The organism is Streptomyces nojiriensis (genome assembly GCF_017639205.1).
Lineage (GTDB): Bacteria > Actinomycetota > Actinomycetes > Streptomycetales > Streptomycetaceae > Streptomyces > Streptomyces nojiriensis.
Genome location: NZ_CP071139.1, coordinates 2135576 through 2152708, shown reverse-complemented (window position 1 = coordinate 2152708; position 17133 = coordinate 2135576). Strand labels below are relative to the sequence as shown.

The 17133-nt window shown below is 74.4% G+C and carries 15 protein-coding genes; 8 read left to right on the top strand and 7 right to left on the bottom strand.

Annotated elements, in window-relative coordinates; translation table 11 throughout:
• The first annotated feature begins 9 nt into the window (after positions 1-9).
• From JYK04_RS10045 to JYK04_RS10035, 3 genes are all read left to right on the top strand, one after another.
• Positions 10-1515, top strand: a complete 1506-nt coding sequence (locus tag JYK04_RS10045; RefSeq protein ID WP_229876938.1) for a hypothetical protein — start codon at positions 10-12, stop codon at positions 1513-1515.
• 283 nt (positions 1516-1798) lie between these two features.
• Positions 1799-2701, top strand: a complete 903-nt coding sequence (locus JYK04_RS10040; protein WP_189747992.1) for a hypothetical protein — start codon at positions 1799-1801, stop codon at positions 2699-2701.
• Positions 2702-2776: 75 nt separating this feature from the next.
• Entirely contained in the window at positions 2777-7459 is a 4683-nt protein-coding gene (locus JYK04_RS10035) for a hypothetical protein (protein WP_189747994.1), read from the top strand.
• A 48-nt stretch (positions 7460-7507) separates the two neighbouring features.
• Here JYK04_RS10035 and JYK04_RS10030 read toward each other — a convergent pair whose 3' ends face one another.
• The gene (locus tag JYK04_RS10030) at positions 7508-7966 is read right to left on the bottom strand and encodes a hypothetical protein (RefSeq protein WP_189747995.1); all 459 of its coding nucleotides are present in this window, start codon (positions 7964-7966) and stop codon (positions 7508-7510) included.
• A 424-nt stretch (positions 7967-8390) separates the two neighbouring features.
• On the opposite strand from JYK04_RS10030, the gene JYK04_RS10025 reads away from it, so the two are divergent.
• Genes JYK04_RS10025 through JYK04_RS10010 form a run of 4 tightly spaced genes read left to right on the top strand, consistent with a single transcriptional unit; the run spans position 8391 to position 12738 of the window.
• Positions 8391-11219 carry a nitrate- and nitrite sensing domain-containing protein gene (locus JYK04_RS10025; protein WP_189747997.1) on the top strand — a complete coding sequence of 943 codons (2829 nt, stop codon included), beginning with the start codon at positions 8391-8393 and terminating at the stop codon, positions 11217-11219.
• Positions 11216-11653, top strand: coding sequence for a roadblock/LC7 domain-containing protein (locus JYK04_RS10020; protein ID WP_030016314.1), 438 nt, complete (start codon positions 11216-11218; stop codon positions 11651-11653). The genes JYK04_RS10025 and JYK04_RS10020 overlap by 4 nt, the downstream gene beginning before the upstream one ends.
• A 10-nt stretch (positions 11654-11663) precedes the next feature.
• Positions 11664-12131, top strand: a complete 468-nt coding sequence (locus JYK04_RS10015) for a DUF742 domain-containing protein (protein ID WP_189748000.1) — start codon at positions 11664-11666, stop codon at positions 12129-12131.
• Entirely contained in the window at positions 12112-12738 is a 627-nt protein-coding gene (locus JYK04_RS10010) for a GTP-binding protein (protein WP_030016310.1), read from the top strand. The genes JYK04_RS10015 and JYK04_RS10010 overlap by 20 nt, the downstream gene beginning before the upstream one ends.
• 145 nt (positions 12739-12883) lie before the next feature.
• Here the strand turns inward: JYK04_RS10010 and JYK04_RS10005 are convergent, their stop codons facing one another.
• The 3 genes from JYK04_RS10005 to JYK04_RS09995 are packed head-to-tail and all read right to left on the bottom strand — an operon-like array spanning position 12884 to position 14950.
• On the bottom strand, positions 12884-14074 hold the full coding sequence (locus tag JYK04_RS10005; RefSeq protein WP_189748001.1) for a lipid-transfer protein: 1191 nt from the start codon (positions 14072-14074) through the stop codon (positions 12884-12886).
• Complete coding sequence (locus tag JYK04_RS10000; protein ID WP_189748004.1) at positions 14071-14547, bottom strand: Zn-ribbon domain-containing OB-fold protein; 477 nt, start codon at positions 14545-14547, stop codon at positions 14071-14073. Before JYK04_RS10000 ends, JYK04_RS10005 begins: the two co-directional genes overlap by 4 nt.
• A gap of 34 nt (positions 14548-14581) precedes the next feature.
• Positions 14582-14950: an Mpo1-like protein gene (locus JYK04_RS09995; RefSeq protein WP_189748005.1), complete on the bottom strand. Its 369-nt coding sequence runs from the start codon at positions 14948-14950 to the stop codon at positions 14582-14584.
• A 197-nt stretch (positions 14951-15147) separates the two neighbouring features.
• Here JYK04_RS09995 and JYK04_RS09990 point away from each other — a divergent pair, with 197 nt between their 5' ends.
• The gene (locus JYK04_RS09990) at positions 15148-15657 is read left to right on the top strand and encodes an NUDIX domain-containing protein (protein ID WP_189748007.1); all 510 of its coding nucleotides are present in this window, start codon (positions 15148-15150) and stop codon (positions 15655-15657) included.
• A gap of 169 nt (positions 15658-15826) precedes the next feature.
• Here JYK04_RS09990 and JYK04_RS09985 read toward each other — a convergent pair whose 3' ends face one another.
• Genes JYK04_RS09985 through JYK04_RS09975 form a run of 3 tightly spaced genes read right to left on the bottom strand, consistent with a single transcriptional unit; the run spans position 15827 to position 17128 of the window.
• Complete coding sequence (locus tag JYK04_RS09985; protein WP_189748009.1) at positions 15827-16264, bottom strand: SRPBCC family protein; 438 nt, start codon at positions 16262-16264, stop codon at positions 15827-15829.
• A gap of 10 nt (positions 16265-16274) precedes the next feature.
• Positions 16275-16646 (bottom strand): ArsR/SmtB family transcription factor, encoded by a 372-nt coding sequence (locus JYK04_RS09980; protein WP_189748011.1) that lies wholly within the window; start codon positions 16644-16646, stop codon positions 16275-16277.
• Entirely contained in the window at positions 16643-17128 is a 486-nt protein-coding gene (locus JYK04_RS09975) for an SRPBCC domain-containing protein (RefSeq protein ID WP_229876939.1), read from the bottom strand. The genes JYK04_RS09980 and JYK04_RS09975 overlap by 4 nt, the downstream gene beginning before the upstream one ends.
• Positions 17129-17133: the final 5 nt, after the last annotated feature.

The following is a 17133-nucleotide window of genomic DNA, read 5'->3' as shown; positions in this document are numbered from 1 at the left end:
TCTTTGTCCGTGACTCTCCCTGCCCCGGCGAAGACCCTTCCGTCCCCGGCGCCGGGCCCGGCCGCCGACGAGGGCCTGGCCCGGCGGCTGCGCGCCCTCGCCTGCACCGCCCCGCTGCACGACCTCGACGTCCGCAAGGCCAATCTGGCCGGCGAGTACGGGGTCTACGCGATGGCGGAGGTCGCGCTGGCCGCGATCGACCTGGTCACGCTCAACATGGACTTCGACACGGGCGCCGACCACGAGCAGATAGTGGCCAGGCTGCTGCCGCGCGTCGCGGCCCAGGCCCCCGCCCGCCCGGCGGCCGAGCACGAGCGGGTGGCCCGCTGGGTGCTGGAGAACCTGATCAACGTCGGCAGCGTGGACCGCGGCTTCCGCGCGATCTACGGCACCTTCGGTCCCGACGGCGTCTACGTCCGCCGGGACTACGACTTCAAGCTGATCGAAGAGGTCCCCGGCTACGGCGGCGTGGTCTACCTGCGCACCACCGACGAGGCCGTCAACGTCCTCGTCGGCGCCCTCGACACGGACGTCACCAGCGCCCAGATCGCCGCCGAGGTCAAGCTGGAGGTGCTGATCAGCCGCGGCCGGCTGGCCGACGCCCAGCTCGCCGCCGAGCAGGCCCGCTACCGGACCGTGCAGTACGCCGAGACCCTGCGCCGCACGCTGGACGCGACGCGCCGCAACGTCCGGGCCGTGGACTGGCTCCAGGCCGTGCCCGACATGATCGCCGAGGCCCTGGACCACGTCGCCGACCGCTACCGCCACGAGAACGCGATCCTGACCAACATCCGCAAGGCGCGCGACGAGGCGGAGGATCCGGAGAACAAGCGGCGCGCGGCCGAGCTCGTCGACATCGTCAAGGACTGCATCCGCCGGCACACCCAGCTCCAGTCCCGGCTGCTGGACGCCGGCCCGCTGTTCCGCGCCGAACAGGACCGCCAGGCCTTCGCCGCCCCGACCCCGCGCTCCGGCATCGACCTGTACGGGCAGCTCGTCGCCCCGCTGCTGCCGCTGCCCGTGGCGCAGGCGAGCCGCGTGACGACCGCCTTCTTCGCCGCCGGCGCCGGGCTGCGCACGCCCGTCTCGGTGCGGGTGGCCGACCTGGTCGAGATCCTGCTGACCCCGCCGGTGGAGCGCGAGCACCTCGGCGCGGAGATGCCCGAGCCGGACCTCATCGCCACCCCGGACGACAGCCGCTTCAGCGAGGAGCAGCTCGCCGCGGCGATGGAGCTCCTCGACCTCCCGCACGACGCCCCGCGGCGGCTGTCCGGGCTCCTCGCGGAGGCCCGCCGCAGCGATCCGGAACTGCCGTACCTGGTGGCCCTGCTGGCCGTCCACGCGGCGAGCCCGGCCGTCGGCACGGCCTACCGGCAGGGGGAGGAGCGGCTCCTCTTCGCGGTGGACGACGGCACCCAGCTCGACGACCACGAATTCGGCGGCGCCGACCTCATCGTCGGCACCGCCCTCCTGGACGCCGCCGGCATGGCCGCCGACCGCGCGGAGGCGGTGTGACCACCGATTCGGCCTCGGCTCGGCCAAATCCAGCCCTGTCGGCTCCGCATTCAGCCTCGCCGGCGTTTGAGGAGGGGGCACCTCCCAGCGGTAGCTGGGGGAGGGTCCGGGCGGAGCCCGGTGCCCGGCGGAGCCGGGTTTCCCGGGGCTCCGCCCCGGACCCCGCGCCTCAAACGCCGGCGAGGCTGAACAGGCCGCCCGCCGCCCCGCCACGCCGCACCACACGTACCGTCCGTGTCACCCGTACGACCCGTACGACCCGCACCGCCGAGGAGACCCACCCGTGAGCGACCACCACGCCGAGCACCCCGCGTGGAGCGAGCCCGACGCGCCGGCGGCTCCCGCCGTGCCCGCCGGCACCGCCGCGGTGACCCCCGCCGACGCCGCCGACGCGGCCCGGCTCGTCGCCTTCGGGCTGCAGCCCAAGCTGCTCCCCGCCCGGGACGCCGAGTACGCGGAGCTGCTGCGCCGCTACCGCGAGGACCCCGCCTTCGGCCGGCTCGCCGACGCCGTCGCCACCGGCCTCGGCCTCGTCGTCCTGGAGGTGTCCCCGCGCGCCGGCATGGCCGTGGCCGCCGGTGAGGACTCCGTCTTCGCCGTCCGGATGGGCGACTACGCCCGCCGCACCGCCGCCGACTCCGCCGACCGCTTCCTGCACGGCCTCGCGCACCTCGCCGTGGCCGCCCTGGCCTTCCCGCGCCCCGAGGACCTCGCCGACGACGGCTACATCGGCCGCGTCACCGTCAACGGCGTCGACGCCTTCGTCCGGCAGACCTGCCGCCGCCTGGAGGAGCGGGCCGAGGAGCTCGGCGAGAACACCGACCCGGCCTCCGACGCGCCCGGCCTGGAGGCCGCCTGGCGCGTCTACGCCCGCCGCAGCGCGACCGGCGCCACCAAGGACGCCCGCCGTCTCGCCGGTTCCACCACCGGCATCGTCGGCAAGGCGGCCGCCTTCCTCACCGACTCCGGTTTCCTCCAGCGCACCGGGGACGAGGCCGGCGGCACCTACCGCACCACCCCCCGCTACCAGCTCCAGGTCCGTGACATGGCGGGCAGCGCGGCGATGGCCGAGCTCCTGGAGCTCGGCGTGGTCCCCGTCAGCGACGGCTCCGCCACCCTGCTGCCGCCGCCCGAGGGCGACGACCTGGAACTGGCCGCCGACGCCGGACTCCCGTTCCACGCCTGAGCCCCCGGGCCCCACGGCCCGCGCCCCGTTCCCCGTACGTCCTGCCTCACCAAGACACCACGAGAGTCCGCCGCCATGTACGAGCTGTCCCGGATCCGCCTCTACTCCATCGGGCCCGCCGGTGCGCGCTACGCCGACACCGTGCTCGACCTGCGCGGAGTCGGCGAACCGGTGCCCCACCCGGCGCCGACCCAGGCGGAGTTCTTCGAGGACGAGCCCACCGGCCCGCCGCGCCGGCCCGCGCCCGCCGGTGTGCTCTTCCTGGAGAACGGCGGCGGCAAGTCCGTCCTCCTCAAGCTGATCTTCTCGGTGATGCTCCCCGGCCACCGCAACACCCTCGGCGGCGCCAGCTCCGGCGTCCTGCGCAAGTTCCTGCTCGCCGACGACTGCGGGCACGTCGCCTTGGAGTGGCAGCACACCCAGACCGGCGAGTGCGTGGTCGTCGGCAAGGTCAGCGAATGGCGCGGCCGCCAGGTCTCCAACGACCCGCGCAAGTTCGCCGAGGCCTGGTACTCCTTCCGCCCCGGCCCCGGCCTGAGCCTCGACAGCCTGCCCGTCGCCGAGGCGACCTCCGTGCGCCCGCCCGTCGAAGGCGCCTCCGGGGCCCAGGGCCGCCGCCGCACGATGAAGGGCTTCCGCGACTCCCTCACCGAGGCGGGCAAGGCGTACCCGCACCTGGAGGTGTACTTCGAGGAGATCCACGACCGCTGGAACGAGCACCTCACCGAACTCGGCCTCGACCCCGAACTCTTCCGCTACCAGCGCGAGATGAACGCCGACGAGGGCGAGGCGGCCGGCCTCTTCGCGGTCAAGAAGGACTCCGACTTCACCGACCTCCTGCTGCGCGCCGTCACCGACACCCGCGACACGGAAGGCCTCGCCGACCTCGTCCACGGCTTCGGCAACAAGCTCGGCCGCCGCGCCGAGCTCATGGCCGAACGGGACTTCACCGCAGGCTCGGTGGACCTGCTCACCCGCATCGTCGAGGCCGCCGCGGCCCGTTCCCGGCTGCGCGACGTGCACGCGGGCGCGGAACGCCGTACGCGCACCCTCGCCCGGCGGCTGTCCGCCCGCGCCGCCGAGGAGCGCGGCCGGGCCGCCGACCTCGCCCAGCAGGTCACCGGCGCCGCCCACCAGGTCACCGCCGCCGAGTCCGCGCGCACCCGCAGCGCCGCCGTCTCCGCCGAACTCGCCTACCGGCACGCCTCGCTGGCCCTGACCGTCGCCGACAAGGCGGCCGCGGCCCAGCGCCGCGAACTCCTCGAAGCGCGGACGCTGCACTCCGCGTGGCAGGCCGCCGAGAACGTGCTGCGCCACCGGGCCGCCGCCGACCGCTCCGCCCGCGTCGCCGCCGCGATCCTGGAGGCCGAGCGGGACGCCGCCCCGGCGCTGGCCGCCCGCGCCACGGCCGCCGGCGAGCTCGTCCGGGCCCTGCACACCGCCGCCGAGCACGGCGAGCGGCTCGCCAACGAGGAGGAGGAGCGTTCCGCCGCCCTCCAGGCCACCGGCGAGGCCGCCCACCGCGACGCCACCGCCGCCGCCACGGCAGCCCAGCGGGCCCGCAGCGAGGCCGAGCACCTGCGCTCGCGGCTGGCCGAGGTCCAGCAGGAGACCGCCGAGGCCGTCCGCGCCGGCTGGCTCGACGACACCGCCCCCGACGCCGACCCGGCCCGCGCGGCCCTCGCCGCCACCGACGCCGAGAAGACCGCCGTGGCCGCCTGGGACGAGTCCCGGGAAGCCGCCCGCGCCGCCGCCGAGGCCGCCCGCGAGGCCGCCGCCGCGGAATCCCGCGCCGAGCTCACCGCCGCCCGCGCGGCGGACGCCGCCGACGCCGCCGAGGCCGCCCACGACGCGGAACACCGGGCCGCGGCCTCCCTCGCCACGGCCCCGCGCCTGGCGGAGCTCCTGGGGCTCCCGTCGGTGCCCGCCTCCTTCCTGCCCCACCCGCGCACGCAGAGCGGCGCCTCCGCCACCTTCGCGGGATCAGGCGCCCAGGCCGCGTCGGCGGGATCCGCGCACGGCTCCGGCGGGCTCACGGTCGCCGACCTCGACCGGAACGCCGACGACCTCCGCCGACTGCTGACCGACGGAGTCGCGGCCGCCGAGCGCCAGCTCTTCGAGCTGCGCACCGCGGCCGCCGACGACGCCCGCATCCTCGGCGCCCTCGGCGACGGCGGCCTGCTGCCGCCCGGCCCGGACGTCCTGGCCACCGTGGAGTACCTCGGCGAGCACGGCATTCCCGCCCTCCCCGGCTGGCGCTACCTCGCCCAGTCCGTGGACCCCGCCGACCACGCCGCCGTCCTCGCCGCCCGCCCCGAACTCGTCGACGGCGTCGTCATCACCGACCCCGACACCCACGGCCGGGCCCGCGAGGTGCTCTCCGGCGCCGCCCTGCTGCCCCGCTCCACCGTCGCCGTCGGCACGGCCGCCGCCCTGCTGGCCCCGGCAACGCCCGCCGAAGCCGATTCCGCGGTGGGCAGTGTCTTCATCGTTTCGCCGAACCCGGCCATGCACGACGAGCACGCCGCCGACGAGGAGCGCCAGGCGCTGCGCGCCCGCGCCGCCGCCCGCGACACCGAGATCCGCGACCTCGCCGCCCGCCTCGGCGGTGACCGCGAGCTCGCCGCCCGCCTCGGCTCCTGGCGCACCGGCTGCCCGCCCGGCCGCCTCACCGAGCTCGCGGAGGCGGCCGCCGCCGCCCGGATGTTCGCCGAGGAGGCCGACGCCGAGCTGACGGAGGCCCGTACCGTACGCGCCGAGGCCGACGAGGCCGCCGCGGACGCGGCCCGCGTCCGCGAGGAGCGCCAGGACACCGCCCAGCGCGCCCGCCGCGCCGCCGACGCCCTCGCCGGGCTCGCCTTCCGGCTGCGCGAGCGCGCCGGCTGGCAGGCCAGGCTCCGCGAACTCGCCGACGACGCCGCCGAGTCCGAGGCCCGCGCCGAGGTGTGCCTGGACCGGGCCCGCGCCGCCGACGAGGACCGCCGGGCCGCCCAGCGCGCCGCCGACGACGCCCGCCGCACCGCCCGCGCCCTGCGCGCCGAGCGCGCCGAGATCGCCGGCGCCCCCGACCAGCTGCCCGACAGCGACGGTGACGGCCCCCGGGCGCCGCTGCCCGACCTGCGCGAGGCCTACCGCGCGGCCTCCCAGCTCTACGAGAAGGTCGGCGTCGGCGCCGACCTGCGCGCCGAGCAGGCCCGCGCCGAGAGCGACGAGAGCGCCGCCCTGGCCGAGCTCGACCGCCTCACCAACAAGGTCCGTACCCGGGCCGCCCAGCTCCTCGAAGGCACCGACGGCGCCGACGGCCCCTCCCGGCAGGCCGCGGCCGCCCGCGCCGAGTCCCTCGTACAGATGCTGGAGACCCGCGCGTCCACCGCCAGCGAGCAGCTCGGCCGACTGCGCGGCGAGGCCGAACGGCACGCGCCCACCGAGGGGGAGGCGCACACCGAGCTCCCCGAGGAGCTCGTCCCCGAGGACGTCGAACAGGCCCAGGCCCTGCTGCGCACGGCCACCGCCCAGCTCGCCGCGCACTCCGCGGCCGTGGAGAGCGCCCGGGCCGCCCACGCGGACCTGCTGCGGGCCCACCGCACCGCCGAGGACGGCGCCGGCGGCTTCGACGAGACCGCGTCGATGCTCCGGGACCTGCTGCGCGACCACACCCACCAGGACGACGAGCAGGAGCCGGTGCCCCACGCGGGCACCCTGGAGGAGGCCCGCCAGTCCGCCACCGAGGCCCGCCGCTCCCTGCGCGGCTGCGCGGGCGACCTCTCGGCCGCCGAGTCCGCGGTGCGCGAGGCGAGCGACATCCTGGTCCGGCACGCCAACGCCACCCGCTACGAGCAGGTACGCACCCCCGCGCGCCAGCAGATCCGCGAACTGCCCGCCTCCGCCCTGCCCGAGCACGCGGCGGCCTGGGCCGCGGCCTTCGCGCCCCGGCTGCGCGTCCTCACCGACGAACTGGCCCAGCTGGAGCGCAACCGCGACAGCATCGTCGACCGCCTGCGCGGCCTCGTCGAATCGGCCCTGGCCACGCTCCGCTCCGCGCAGCGGCTCTCGCAGCTCCCGGAAGGGCTCGGTGAGTGGTCGGGCCAGGAGTTCCTGCGGATCCGCTTCGAGGAACCGGACCAGGCCACGCTCACGGAGCGGCTCGGCGAGGTCATCGACGAGGCGACCCGCGCGGCCGTGAAGAAGAACAGCAGCGCCTCCTTCGGCGAGGGCCGCCGCGACGGCATGTCCCTGCTGCTGAGGGGCGTCCAGGCGGCCCTGGAGCCCAAGGGCATCTCCGTGGAGATCCTCAAGCCGGACGCGGTGCTGCGCGCCGAGCGGGTGCCGGTGGGGCAGATGGGCGACGTGTTCTCCGGCGGGCAGCTGCTGACCGCCGCGATCGCGCTGTACTGCACGATGGCGGCACTGCGCAGCAACGACCGCGGCCGCGACAAGCACCGGCACGCGGGCACGCTGTTCCTCGACAACCCGATCGGCCGCGCCAACGCCACGTACCTGCTGGAGCTCCAGCGGGCCGTCTCCGACGCGCTGGGCGTCCAGCTGCTCTACACGACCGGCCTGTTCGACACCACGGCCCTCGCCGAGTTCCCGCTGGTGATCCGCCTGCGCAACGACGCGGACCTGCGGGCGGGCCTGAAGTACATCAGCGTCGAGGAGCACCTGCGCCCGGGTCTGCCGCAGCAGTCCACGGAGGCGGAGACCATCCACGGCGAGATCACGGCGACCCGCATGTTCCGCCGCAGCGGCGTTTCCTGACGCGCTGCGAGTCCGGCGCGAGGGCGCCGGCGCGCGCGACGGCGTCAGTCAGCGCGTGGAATAGCGGCCGGAGGCCGCCAGAGGGCCGTCCTCGCGGGGTATTCGGCCCGTGGCGGTCTCCCGGGCCGCCCGGGCCGTCCGGGAGGCCCGCCGGGCCTCCCGGCGGCGCCTGCGTGCCGTGCTGCTGGGCTCCGACAGGACCCCGTACCGCTGGTTCCAGGTCTGCCGGGTGATCCACACGTCCAGCACGCCCCAGGTGGCCACGATCGTCCCCGCGATCGCGCCGAGCCCCATGGGGAGGGCCAGCCAGGACCCGGTCAGGGTCAGGAAGAACGTGATCGTCGCCTGCGTCAGGGTCACGGCCACGATCAGCACCGCCCGCACCGCGGAGGTCCGTACCGAATCCGGCATCCGGCGCCGCCGGGCCGGCTCCTCGACCCACAGTCCCCGCCCGGCCCCGCCGGTACCCAGGCCCGCACGCGCGCCGCCGCCCTCGTCACTGCTCATGGTCCGCTCACTCCCCACCGCGCGGTCCGTCATGCCTGCGTTTCCTGCCCACTTGCACGTCTGCCCACCACGTCCGCCTCCCACGTCCGTTCCGACGCGCCCCCTTGAACAGACAGACGTTCGGCGGTGCCGAGAGATTCCCGGATCGCGGGTACCTTCACCGGCCGAAATGATCGCGGAACGAATAATTCCAGCCATCCATCGGGTTGCGGGAACTGACGCCCCACCAAGTGTCATCTGCCACATATCGGGCCGCTGTTGACCGGAAGTGTCGGACAACAGGTGATCTTCCTCCCGGGGTCAGGCCGAAAACGTCCGGACACGCCTTCGAAGCAGCCCCCCAGCAGTAGTAGGCTCACGCCGTTTAAATGACGGAACACCGACCCCCGGCAACGGGGTTGACCTGGGGGAGGCTGGGGAGGCCATGCGCTTTCGCGGGAAGTCCATCCGCCGGAAGATCGTGGCGTTGCTCCTTGTGCCGCTCGTCTCCCTGACCGCCCTCTGGGGCTTCGCGACAGTCATCACCGGCCGTGAGGCCGTCCAACTCTTCGACGTGGCCTACATCATCGACAAGGTCGGCTACCCCGTCGAGGACGTCGTCCGCGTCATCCAGAAGGAACGGCGCCAGACCCTGGTCGTCCTCGGCGACCCCCGGGCCGCCACCGCCACGGCCGAACTCACCAAGCGCCGCGCCGAAACCGACCTGGCCGTCGAACAGATCAGCGTCAGCGCCCGCGACCCCAAGGTCATCGACGAACTGAGTTCGCAGAGCGCCCGGCGGCTGCACTCGATCGTCGCCGCCTTCCAGGGCATCGGCGCCATGCGCCGCTCCGTCGACCAGAACGCCCTGGACCCCACGCAGGCCCTGGACCTCTACAACCGGCTGGTCGACCCCTGCTACGACTTCCTCATGAACCTCCACGGCCTGGACAACGTGGAGGTGGACAAGGAAGGCCGCGCCCTCGTCGGCATCAGCCGCGCCCGCGAACTGCTCTCCCGCGAGGACGCCGTCATCGCCTCCGCCCTCGCCGCGCGCAACGTCACCGCTCTCGACGTCCGGCACGTCTCCGACTTCGTCGCCAACCGCGGCCTGCTCTACGAGTTCAACCTCGTGACCCTCCCCGCCGACGACCGGGAGCGCTTCGAGAAGTACTGGAAGGACCCCGAGACCCAGCCCCTGCGCGACGCCGAGGAACGCTTCATAGCCGGCGGCGCCGTCAACAAGCCGCGCAACGTCACCGCCGCCCAGTGGGACGAGGCCTCCACCAAGGTCCTCGAGGACCTGGCCGCCATGAACACCGACGCCGGCAACCGCTACCAGGAGCGCATCGAGCCCGTCGCCACGGACGTCATGGTCCAGGCCGCCGCCGCCGGCGTCCTCGGCTTCCTCGCCCTGACCGTGTCCCTGGTGCTATCCGTACGCATCGGCCGCGACCTCGTCCGCGACCTGTCCCGGCTGCGCAAGGAGGCCCACGAGGCCTCCGGCGTCCGGCTGCCCAGTGTGATGCGCCGCCTCGCCGCCGGCGAGCACGTGGACGTGGAGACCGAGTCACCCCACCTCGAATACGAGAAGGACGAGGTCGGCCAGGTCGGCCAGGCCCTCAACACCCTCCAGCGCGCCGCCGTCGAGGCCGCCGTCAAGCAGGCCGACCTGCGCCGCGGCGTCTCCGAGGTGTTCGTCAACCTGGCCCGCCGCAACCAGGTGCTGCTGCACCGCCAGCTGACCCTCCTCGACACCATGGAACGCCGGACCGAGGACACCGAGGAACTGGCCGACCTCTTCCGCCTCGACCACATGACCACCCGCATGCGCCGGCACGCCGAGGGCCTCGTGATCCTCTCCGGCGCCGCGCCCTCCCGCCAGTGGCGCAAGCCCGTCCAGCTGATGGACGTCGTACGCGCCGCCGTCGCCGAGGTCGAGGACTACGAGCGCATCGAGGTGCGCCGGCTCACCCGCCTGGGCATCGTCGGCCCGGCCGTCGCCGACATCACCCACCTCATCGCCGAACTCCTGGAGAACGCCACCGTGTTCTCGCCGCCGCACACCGCGGTCCAGGTGCACGGCGAGCGCGTCGCCAACGGCTTCACCCTGGAGATCCACGACCGCGGCCTCGGCATGACCCCGGAAGCGCTGCTCGACGCGAACCTCCGGCTCGCCGAGACCCCCGAGTTCGAGCTCTCCGACACCGACCGCCTCGGCCTGTTCGTCGTCAGCCGCCTCGCACAGCGCCACAGCGTCAAGGTCGTCCTCCAGCCCAGCCCGTACGGGGGCACCACCGCGGTGCTGTTCCTGCCCGCGGCCCTGCTGACCGAGGCCCCCGAGACCAACGGCGCGGGCACCCGGTTCGACGGCGCCCGCGCCGCCGCCAAGCCCCTCAGGTCCGACAAGGCCGGCCACCTCGGCCGCGCCGGATCCGAGCGGACCGCACCGGCCGCCATGGAGCGTGCCCCGTCCGGCCGCCCGCTGCCCGTCGCCGAACTGCGCGGCCCGGTCGAGCTGGAGGCCCCGCTCCCCGTCGGCGGGCTGGAGGGCCTGGACCGGCTGGACGGCCTCGACGACCCCGCCGCGCTCGACGGCGCCCCCACGGCGATCACGAGCCGCACCGGAGCCGCCGGCCGCCCCGTCATGGCCACGCTCGACGACGAGACCCCGCCGAACGGCATCCCTCGCAGCGCCCTCCTGGGCCTGCGCCCGGCGGACCGGCCGCACACCGACCGGCACGCGGACCGCGGCGGCTCCCGCAAGGGCGACCGCGACCGCGAGCCGCACGCGCCCACCGGCCCGGTGCGGCTGGACACCCAGCGCGTGGAGACCCCGCGTCCGGACGGCTCCCGCTCCCAGGGCGCCGTACCGCTGCCGCGCCGCCGCCCGACCCCGACCCTCGTAGCCGAGCACGGCCGCCGGGTGGAGCCCCGCCCGGTGTCCGTGGTCCCGCAGCCCTCCCCGGCCTCCACGGCCGGATCCGATCCCGGGGCCGCCGCGCCCGGCCCCGGCATCGGCGGGCTGCCCCGCCGGGTCCGCCAGGCCAGCCTGGCGCCCCAGCTCAAGAAGTCCCCGTCCGCCGCCCCCGCCGAAGCCGCCCCCGACCAGGCGGCCGACCGCGACGCGGAAGACGTACGTACGCGCATGTCCGCACTCCAGCGCGGCTGGACGGCGGGCCGCAACCAGCACGCACAGCAGAAGTCCGAGACCGAGGCGGGCACCTCCGCCGCCGGCGGTCCCGCGAACGAGAACGAAGGGGACGGTCGATGACCGCACCGCAGACCGGCAACGACACCAGGGGCCGCGGCTCCGGCCCGCTCAACTGGCTCCTCGACGAGCTCGTCGACAGGGTCGGATCCATCCGCAAGGCGGTGGTCCTCTCCGGCGACGGCCTGCCCACCGGCAGCTCCAAGGACCTGACCCGCGAGGACAGCGAGCACCTGGCGGCGGTCGCCTCCGGCTTCCACAGCCTGGCCAAGGGCGTCGGCCGGCACTTCGACTCCGGCCGGGTCCGCCAGACGGTGGTCGAGCTCGACGAGGCCTTCCTCTTCGTCATGGCCGCGGGCGACGGCAGCTGCCTGGCCGTCCTGGCCGACGCCGACTCCGACGTCGGCCAGGTGGCGTACGAGATGACGCTGATGGTCAAGCGTGTCGGCGACCACCTGGCGACCGCCCCGCGCACCGGACTGCCAGCCGGAGGGTGAGTCGTAAGGCATGAGCGATTCAGGCCAGGACCACCCCACCGGCATTCCCGGCGGCTTCACCGTCGACCCGTCCTACTCCGACCCCGACCACCTGGACCCCGACCACGCGCACTGGTTCGACGACGACGCGGGGCCCGTCGTCCGCCCGTACGCCATGACCCGCGGCCGGACCAGCCACGCGGGCCAGCACCGACTCGACCTGATCGCGCTCGTCGTCGCCGAACCGGCGGCCGACGATCCGGTCTGGGACATGACCCTCTCCCCGGAACACGCCCACATCCTCGGGCTGTGCCGGGGCCGACCGCAGTCGGTCGCCGAACTCGCGGCCGATCTCGACCTCGCCGTCGGGGTCGTCCGCGTCCTGATCGGCGACCTGGTCGACGAGGAACTGGTCCACGTGACCAGGCCGGTACCGCCGGCCGAACTGCCCGATGAATCCATTCTGCGTGAGGTGATCGATGGCCTTCGGGCGCTTTAGCCGCACCGGTGCCATGCACGCGGTGTCGCCGGTCGAGCCGCTGACCTTGAAGATCCTGGTCGCGGGCGGCTTCGGGGTGGGCAAGACCACCCTGGTCAGCGCGGTGAGCGAAATCAGACCGCTGCGCACCGAGGAACGGCTCTCCGAGCCGGGCGTCGGTGTCGACGACACCGGGGGAGTGGAGGGCAAGAGCACCACCACCGTGGCCATGGACTTCGGGCGCATCACGCTCCGCGAGGACCTGGTGCTGTACCTGTTCGGCACGCCCGGGCAGGACCGCTTCTGGTTCCTGTGGGACGAGCTCGCCCAGGGTTCGCTCGGCGCCGTCGTCCTCGCGGACACCCGCCGCCTCGCCGACTGCTTTGCCGCCATCGACTACTTCGAGCGGCGCGCGATCCCGTTCGTCGTCGCGGTCAACTGCTTCGACGGAGCCGACCGGCACCCCGTGGTGACCGTACGGACGGCACTGGACCTCGACCCCGGGGTACCGGTGCTGCTGTGCGACGCACGGGACCGGGAATCCGTGAAGGACGTGCTGGTGGGGGTCGTGGAACACGCGATGTCCCTGGCGCGCGAGCGGCGCCGGAGCCTCTCGGCGGGCGCCTGACACGGAGGCGGCCCGTACCCCCGCCGACTGGGGTACGGGCCGCAGCTCTCACGGGGGGACCGGGGTCCCGGTCGCGGCGCGGGACTGTGGAGCGAGTGTGAACCTGCCGCCGGGAGCCGTCAAGCGTCCGGACAACACCGGCAGTTCAACGCACGGCGACGACGGCCGACCCGTGCCCGAACAGCCCCTGGTTCGCCGTGATCCCGGCGCGCGCACCGGGCACCTGCCGCTCCCCGGCCGTACCGCGCAACTGCCAGGTCAGCTCGCACACCTGGGCGATCGCCTGCGCCGGCACCGCCTCCCCGAAGGAGGCCAGCCCGCCACTGGTGTTGACCGGGATCCGACCGCCCAGCGCCGTCGCCCCCTCCCGCACGAGCTTGGCCCCCTCACCCTCCCCGCACAGCCCGATGTCCTCGTACCACTCCAGCTCCAGGGCGGTGGACAGGTCGTACACCTCGGCGAGCGAGAGGTCGTCCGGACCGAGCCCCGCCTCCTCGTAGGCGGCGCGCGCGATCGAGGACCTGAAGGAACCGGCCGCCGGCGCCACGGCCACCGCCGAGTCGGTGGCGATGTCCGGCAGGTCCGGCACCGTCCGCGGATAGGTGGGCGTCACCGTCGAGACGGCCCGGATCCGTACCGGATCGGCCACCCCGTGCGCACGGGCGAAGTCCATGCTGGTGAGCACCAGGGCCGCGCCCCCGTCGGAGGTGGCGCAGATGTCGAGCAGCCGGAGCGGATCGGCGACCACCGCCGAGGCCGCGACGTCGTCGGCGGTGACCTTCCTGCGGTAGCGGGCGTGCGGATTGAGCAGCCCGGCCGCCGCGTTCTTCACCTTGACCTGGGCGAAGTCCTCCAGCGTGTCCCCGTGGAGGGCCATCCGGCGCCGGGCGTAGAGCGCGAAGTAGGCCGGGTTGGTGGCGCCGAGCACGCGGAACCGCAGCCAGTCCGGATCGTCGGGCCGCTCACCGCCCGCCGGTGCGAAGAACCCCTTGGGCGCGGCGTCCGCGCCGACCACGAGCACCACGTCGGCCAGACCGGCCAGGATCTGCGCGCGGGCGGCTCCGATCGCCTGGGCGCCGGACGCGCAGGCCGCGTACACGCTGGTCACCCGTGCGCCCTGCCAGCCGAGCGCCCGGGCGAAGGTGGCGCCCGCCACGTAGCCCGGGTAGCCGGAGCGCACGGTGTCGGCGCCGACGATCGACTGCACCTGCGTCCAGTCCAGTCCGGCGTCGGCCAGCGCCGCCCGCGCGGCGGCCCGCCCGTACTCGACGAAACTGCGGCCCCATTTGCCCCAGGGGTGCATACCGGCCCCGAGGACGGCGATGTCGGCGCTCACTCGGCGCCCCCCACCGGCCGGAACTGCCAGGTGGTCCAGACGGTTCCGGGGGTCCCGGCGGTCCCGGCGTCCTCGTTCAGCACGCCCCCGACCACCTCGACCTCCATGCCGACGGCCAGATCGGCGACCCCGACCCCGGGCGCGGCCTGCCCCAGGACCACCATCGCCTCGGCCTCCAGCTCCACCGCGACCAGCGTGTACGGCTCCCAGGGCGCGTCCGGGTCGGACACGTACGGCGCGGGCGGCCGGTAGCGCCCGTCGGTGTAGGACCAGACCCGGCCCCGCGGGGACAGCGGCACCTCGGCGAGTTCGCCGCCGCCGGGGCAGTGCGGATTGCGGCAGTACGCGTCCTCGCGCGGGAAGAACACCGCGGTACAGGCCGAGCACCGGGTACCGAGCAGCCGGAAGCCGCCGCCGTCCGGTGCGTCCTCGGTGAACCACCCGCTCACGACGGGTGTGCGTGTGCGTGCCACGATGCCCCTCCCTGGTCAGCTATCTGACGGATCGTCAGGAGTCTGCCACGGGCGGACGGCCCTGACACGGGTTCTCGGCAAGCCACTTCTGCGCGATCTCGCCCAGCTCAGCGTCGCGCCCGGCCAGCATCATCCGGATCATCTGCGCGTCCCCGCGCAGCGACCATCCGGGATGGCCGAAGGTGGCCGGGTTGTTCCCCTCGATCAGGAAGTGCGCGGGCCAGGCGGTCCCGTACCCGATCAGGGGGAGGGCGGCGAGGTAACGCCTGCGGCCGCGCGCCAGCCCGTAGGCGGTCACGGCCAGGCCGGTGAGCGTGCCGGTGAGATGGATCCAGCGGGTGGCGGCGCGCGAGTGCATCGCGACGTAGTACGGCCAGAATTCCTCGTACGAGGTGAAAGTCATGCGGGCACGGTACTCACGGCCGGACGGCGGCGACAGCACCGCGGAGAGCCCAAATGCGCGCCGGGACACGCCTAGGGCCCGTACGTGAAACGCCACCGCTCCCCGGGAAGGCGCACGCAGCGCGTACGAACCCGCCGCGGCCGGCAGCGGACCCGCAACAGCCGCCGCCCGCACCCCCCTTGGCATACCATCGCCGGATGCCGGCACACCTGAAGGACTCGCACTGCTCCACCTGCGGAGCCCCGTACTCCAGCCCCGCGTGGCCCCGCACCTGCGCGGCATGCGGGGCGACCGCCTACCGCAATCCGCTCCCCGTGGCCGTCACCCTCCTCCCCGTCGAGGACGCGGACGGCACCGGCCTCGTGGTCATCACCCGCACCATCGAACCCGCCCTCGGCGGCGTCGCCCTGCCCGGCGGCTTCATCGACTTCGGCGAGGACTGGCGCGACGCGGTCGTCCGCGAACTCTTCGAGGAGACCGGCATCACGGCCCCGGCCTCGGAGGTCGTCCTGGCCGACGCCCTGAGCTCCCCGGCGGGCCACCTCCTGCTCTTCGGGCTCCTCCCGGTCCGCCCGGCCGCGGACCTCCCCGACTCGAAGCCGACGGACGAGACCACGGGCTGGCACATCCTGCGCACCCCCTCGGCGCTGGCCTTCCCCCTGCACACCCAGGCGGCGGCCTCCTGGTTCGCGGGCAAGTACGCCTGAGCCCCACGCCGCGAGCCCCGCGCCGCGAGCCCCGCGCCGCGAGCCCGACGCCGCGAGCCCGACGCCGCGAGCCCGACGCCGCGAGCCCGACGCCGCGAGCCCGACGCCGCGAGCCCGACGCCGCGAGCCCGACGCCGTGAGTCCGGCGCCGGGCCCTGCGCGGTCGACGTCAGTGCCAGTTGCTGATCTGCACGTCGCGCGGGTGCGGCGCGCCCGAGCCCGTCTCCACCAGGGACTTCAGGCTCATCAGGAAGATCGCCCACTTGGTGCTGCAGTGGTTCATGAAATCGACCGGTTCGCGCCAGCCCGCGTGGGCGAACATGAGGATCGTCCACTCGCCCTCCTGGGTCAGGTCGAAGCTCACCGTGGTCCCGACCCACTCGGCCGGACCGTCGACGACCTCCCACAGCACCCGTGCGTTCGGCCGCAGTTCGAGCACCTTCATGTCGAAGCCGCCGACCTCGCCGAACCGGAACTCCAGGACTCCGTCGGCGCTCCCGCTCGTGTCGGTCGTCCACCACGCGGCCAGGCCCTCGACCGTGGTGAGCGCTTCGTACACCTTCTCCGGGGTCGCCGTGATGCCTACCCGGTGCAGGATGTCCACCATCTCGCTCTCCTCACTTCTCCGTGTCGCTTCTCGGTGTCACTGCTTTCGCGTTCTTGGCCCGTTGGATCGCTTCGGCGAGGCTCTTGACGCGCCGCAGGCGGGCGTCCCACATCTCGCCGACCGAGTTCAGCTGGGCCACGGCCCGGGCCAGCTGGGCCTCGTCCACCCGGTAGCGCTTCTCCCGTCCCGCGGGCGTCGACCGGACCAGCCCGACCCGGTCCAGCACGGCCAGGTGCTTGGTCACGGCCTGCCTGGTCACCGGCAGGTGCGCGCTGAGGGTGGTCGCGGTCCCCTGGCCGTCGGCCAGCAGGAGGTCGATCATCCGGCGCCGGGTCGGGTCGCCTATCGCGGACCAGAGGTCGTCGTCGACGGCGGTGCTCATCGCGCGGCCGCCAGCCGGTCGGCCGTCGCGACCAGGCGCGGCAGGTAGAAGTCCCAGCCCTGCCGGTGGTCGTCGTAGTGGGCTTCGAGCACGGCGGCCTCCCAGCCCCGCTCGCGGAAGCCGCTCTCGCGGAAGCGGACCGTGGTTCCCGTCCCGGCGGGGACGAGTTCGAAGGTCACCAGCAGCGAGTTGCCCGGACCGGCCGCCTCCGTCTCCGTCTCGTCGTAGGTCCACCGGAACGAGAACGTCCGCGGCGGGTCGGCCTCGACGACCGTGAACGGCGCGGACTGCTCCCGACCGGTGTCCTGATCCGTCCACGTGAGACGGGCCGTCGCGCCCGCGGCCGGCTCGAACGCGGTGGTCTCGGCGCTCCACCACTCCCGGATGTGCTCGGGGCTGCTGAGCACTTCGAACACCACCTCGGGCGAGGCGTCGATGTGCAGCTCGCGCTCGATGCTCCCGTACTCCATGGCCGTCTCCATCTTTC

Bases quoted from the DNA above. Each gene is read 5' to 3' on its own strand.
- JYK04_RS10035 (WP_189747994.1), top strand. From the start codon at position 2,777: ATGTACGAGCTGTCCCGGATCCGCCTCTACTCCATCGGGCCCGCCGGT.
- JYK04_RS10030 (WP_189747995.1), bottom strand. From the start codon at position 7,966: ATGAGCAGTGACGAGGGCGGCGGCGCGCGTGCGGGCCTGGGTACCGGC.
- JYK04_RS10025 (WP_189747997.1), top strand. From the start codon at position 8,391: ATGCGCTTTCGCGGGAAGTCCATCCGCCGGAAGATCGTGGCGTTGCTC.
- JYK04_RS10020 (WP_030016314.1), top strand. From the start codon at position 11,216: ATGACCGCACCGCAGACCGGCAACGACACCAGGGGCCGCGGCTCCGGC.
- JYK04_RS10015 (WP_189748000.1), top strand. From the start codon at position 11,664: ATGAGCGATTCAGGCCAGGACCACCCCACCGGCATTCCCGGCGGCTTC.
- JYK04_RS10010 (WP_030016310.1), top strand. From the start codon at position 12,112: ATGGCCTTCGGGCGCTTTAGCCGCACCGGTGCCATGCACGCGGTGTCG.
- JYK04_RS09995 (WP_189748005.1), bottom strand. From the start codon at position 14,950: ATGACTTTCACCTCGTACGAGGAATTCTGGCCGTACTACGTCGCGATG.
- JYK04_RS09990 (WP_189748007.1), top strand. From the start codon at position 15,148: ATGCCGGCACACCTGAAGGACTCGCACTGCTCCACCTGCGGAGCCCCG.
- JYK04_RS09985 (WP_189748009.1), bottom strand. From the start codon at position 16,264: ATGGTGGACATCCTGCACCGGGTAGGCATCACGGCGACCCCGGAGAAG.
- JYK04_RS09980 (WP_189748011.1), bottom strand. From the start codon at position 16,646: ATGAGCACCGCCGTCGACGACGACCTCTGGTCCGCGATAGGCGACCCG.
- JYK04_RS09975 (WP_229876939.1), bottom strand. From the start codon at position 17,128: ATGGAGACGGCCATGGAGTACGGGAGCATCGAGCGCGAGCTGCACATC.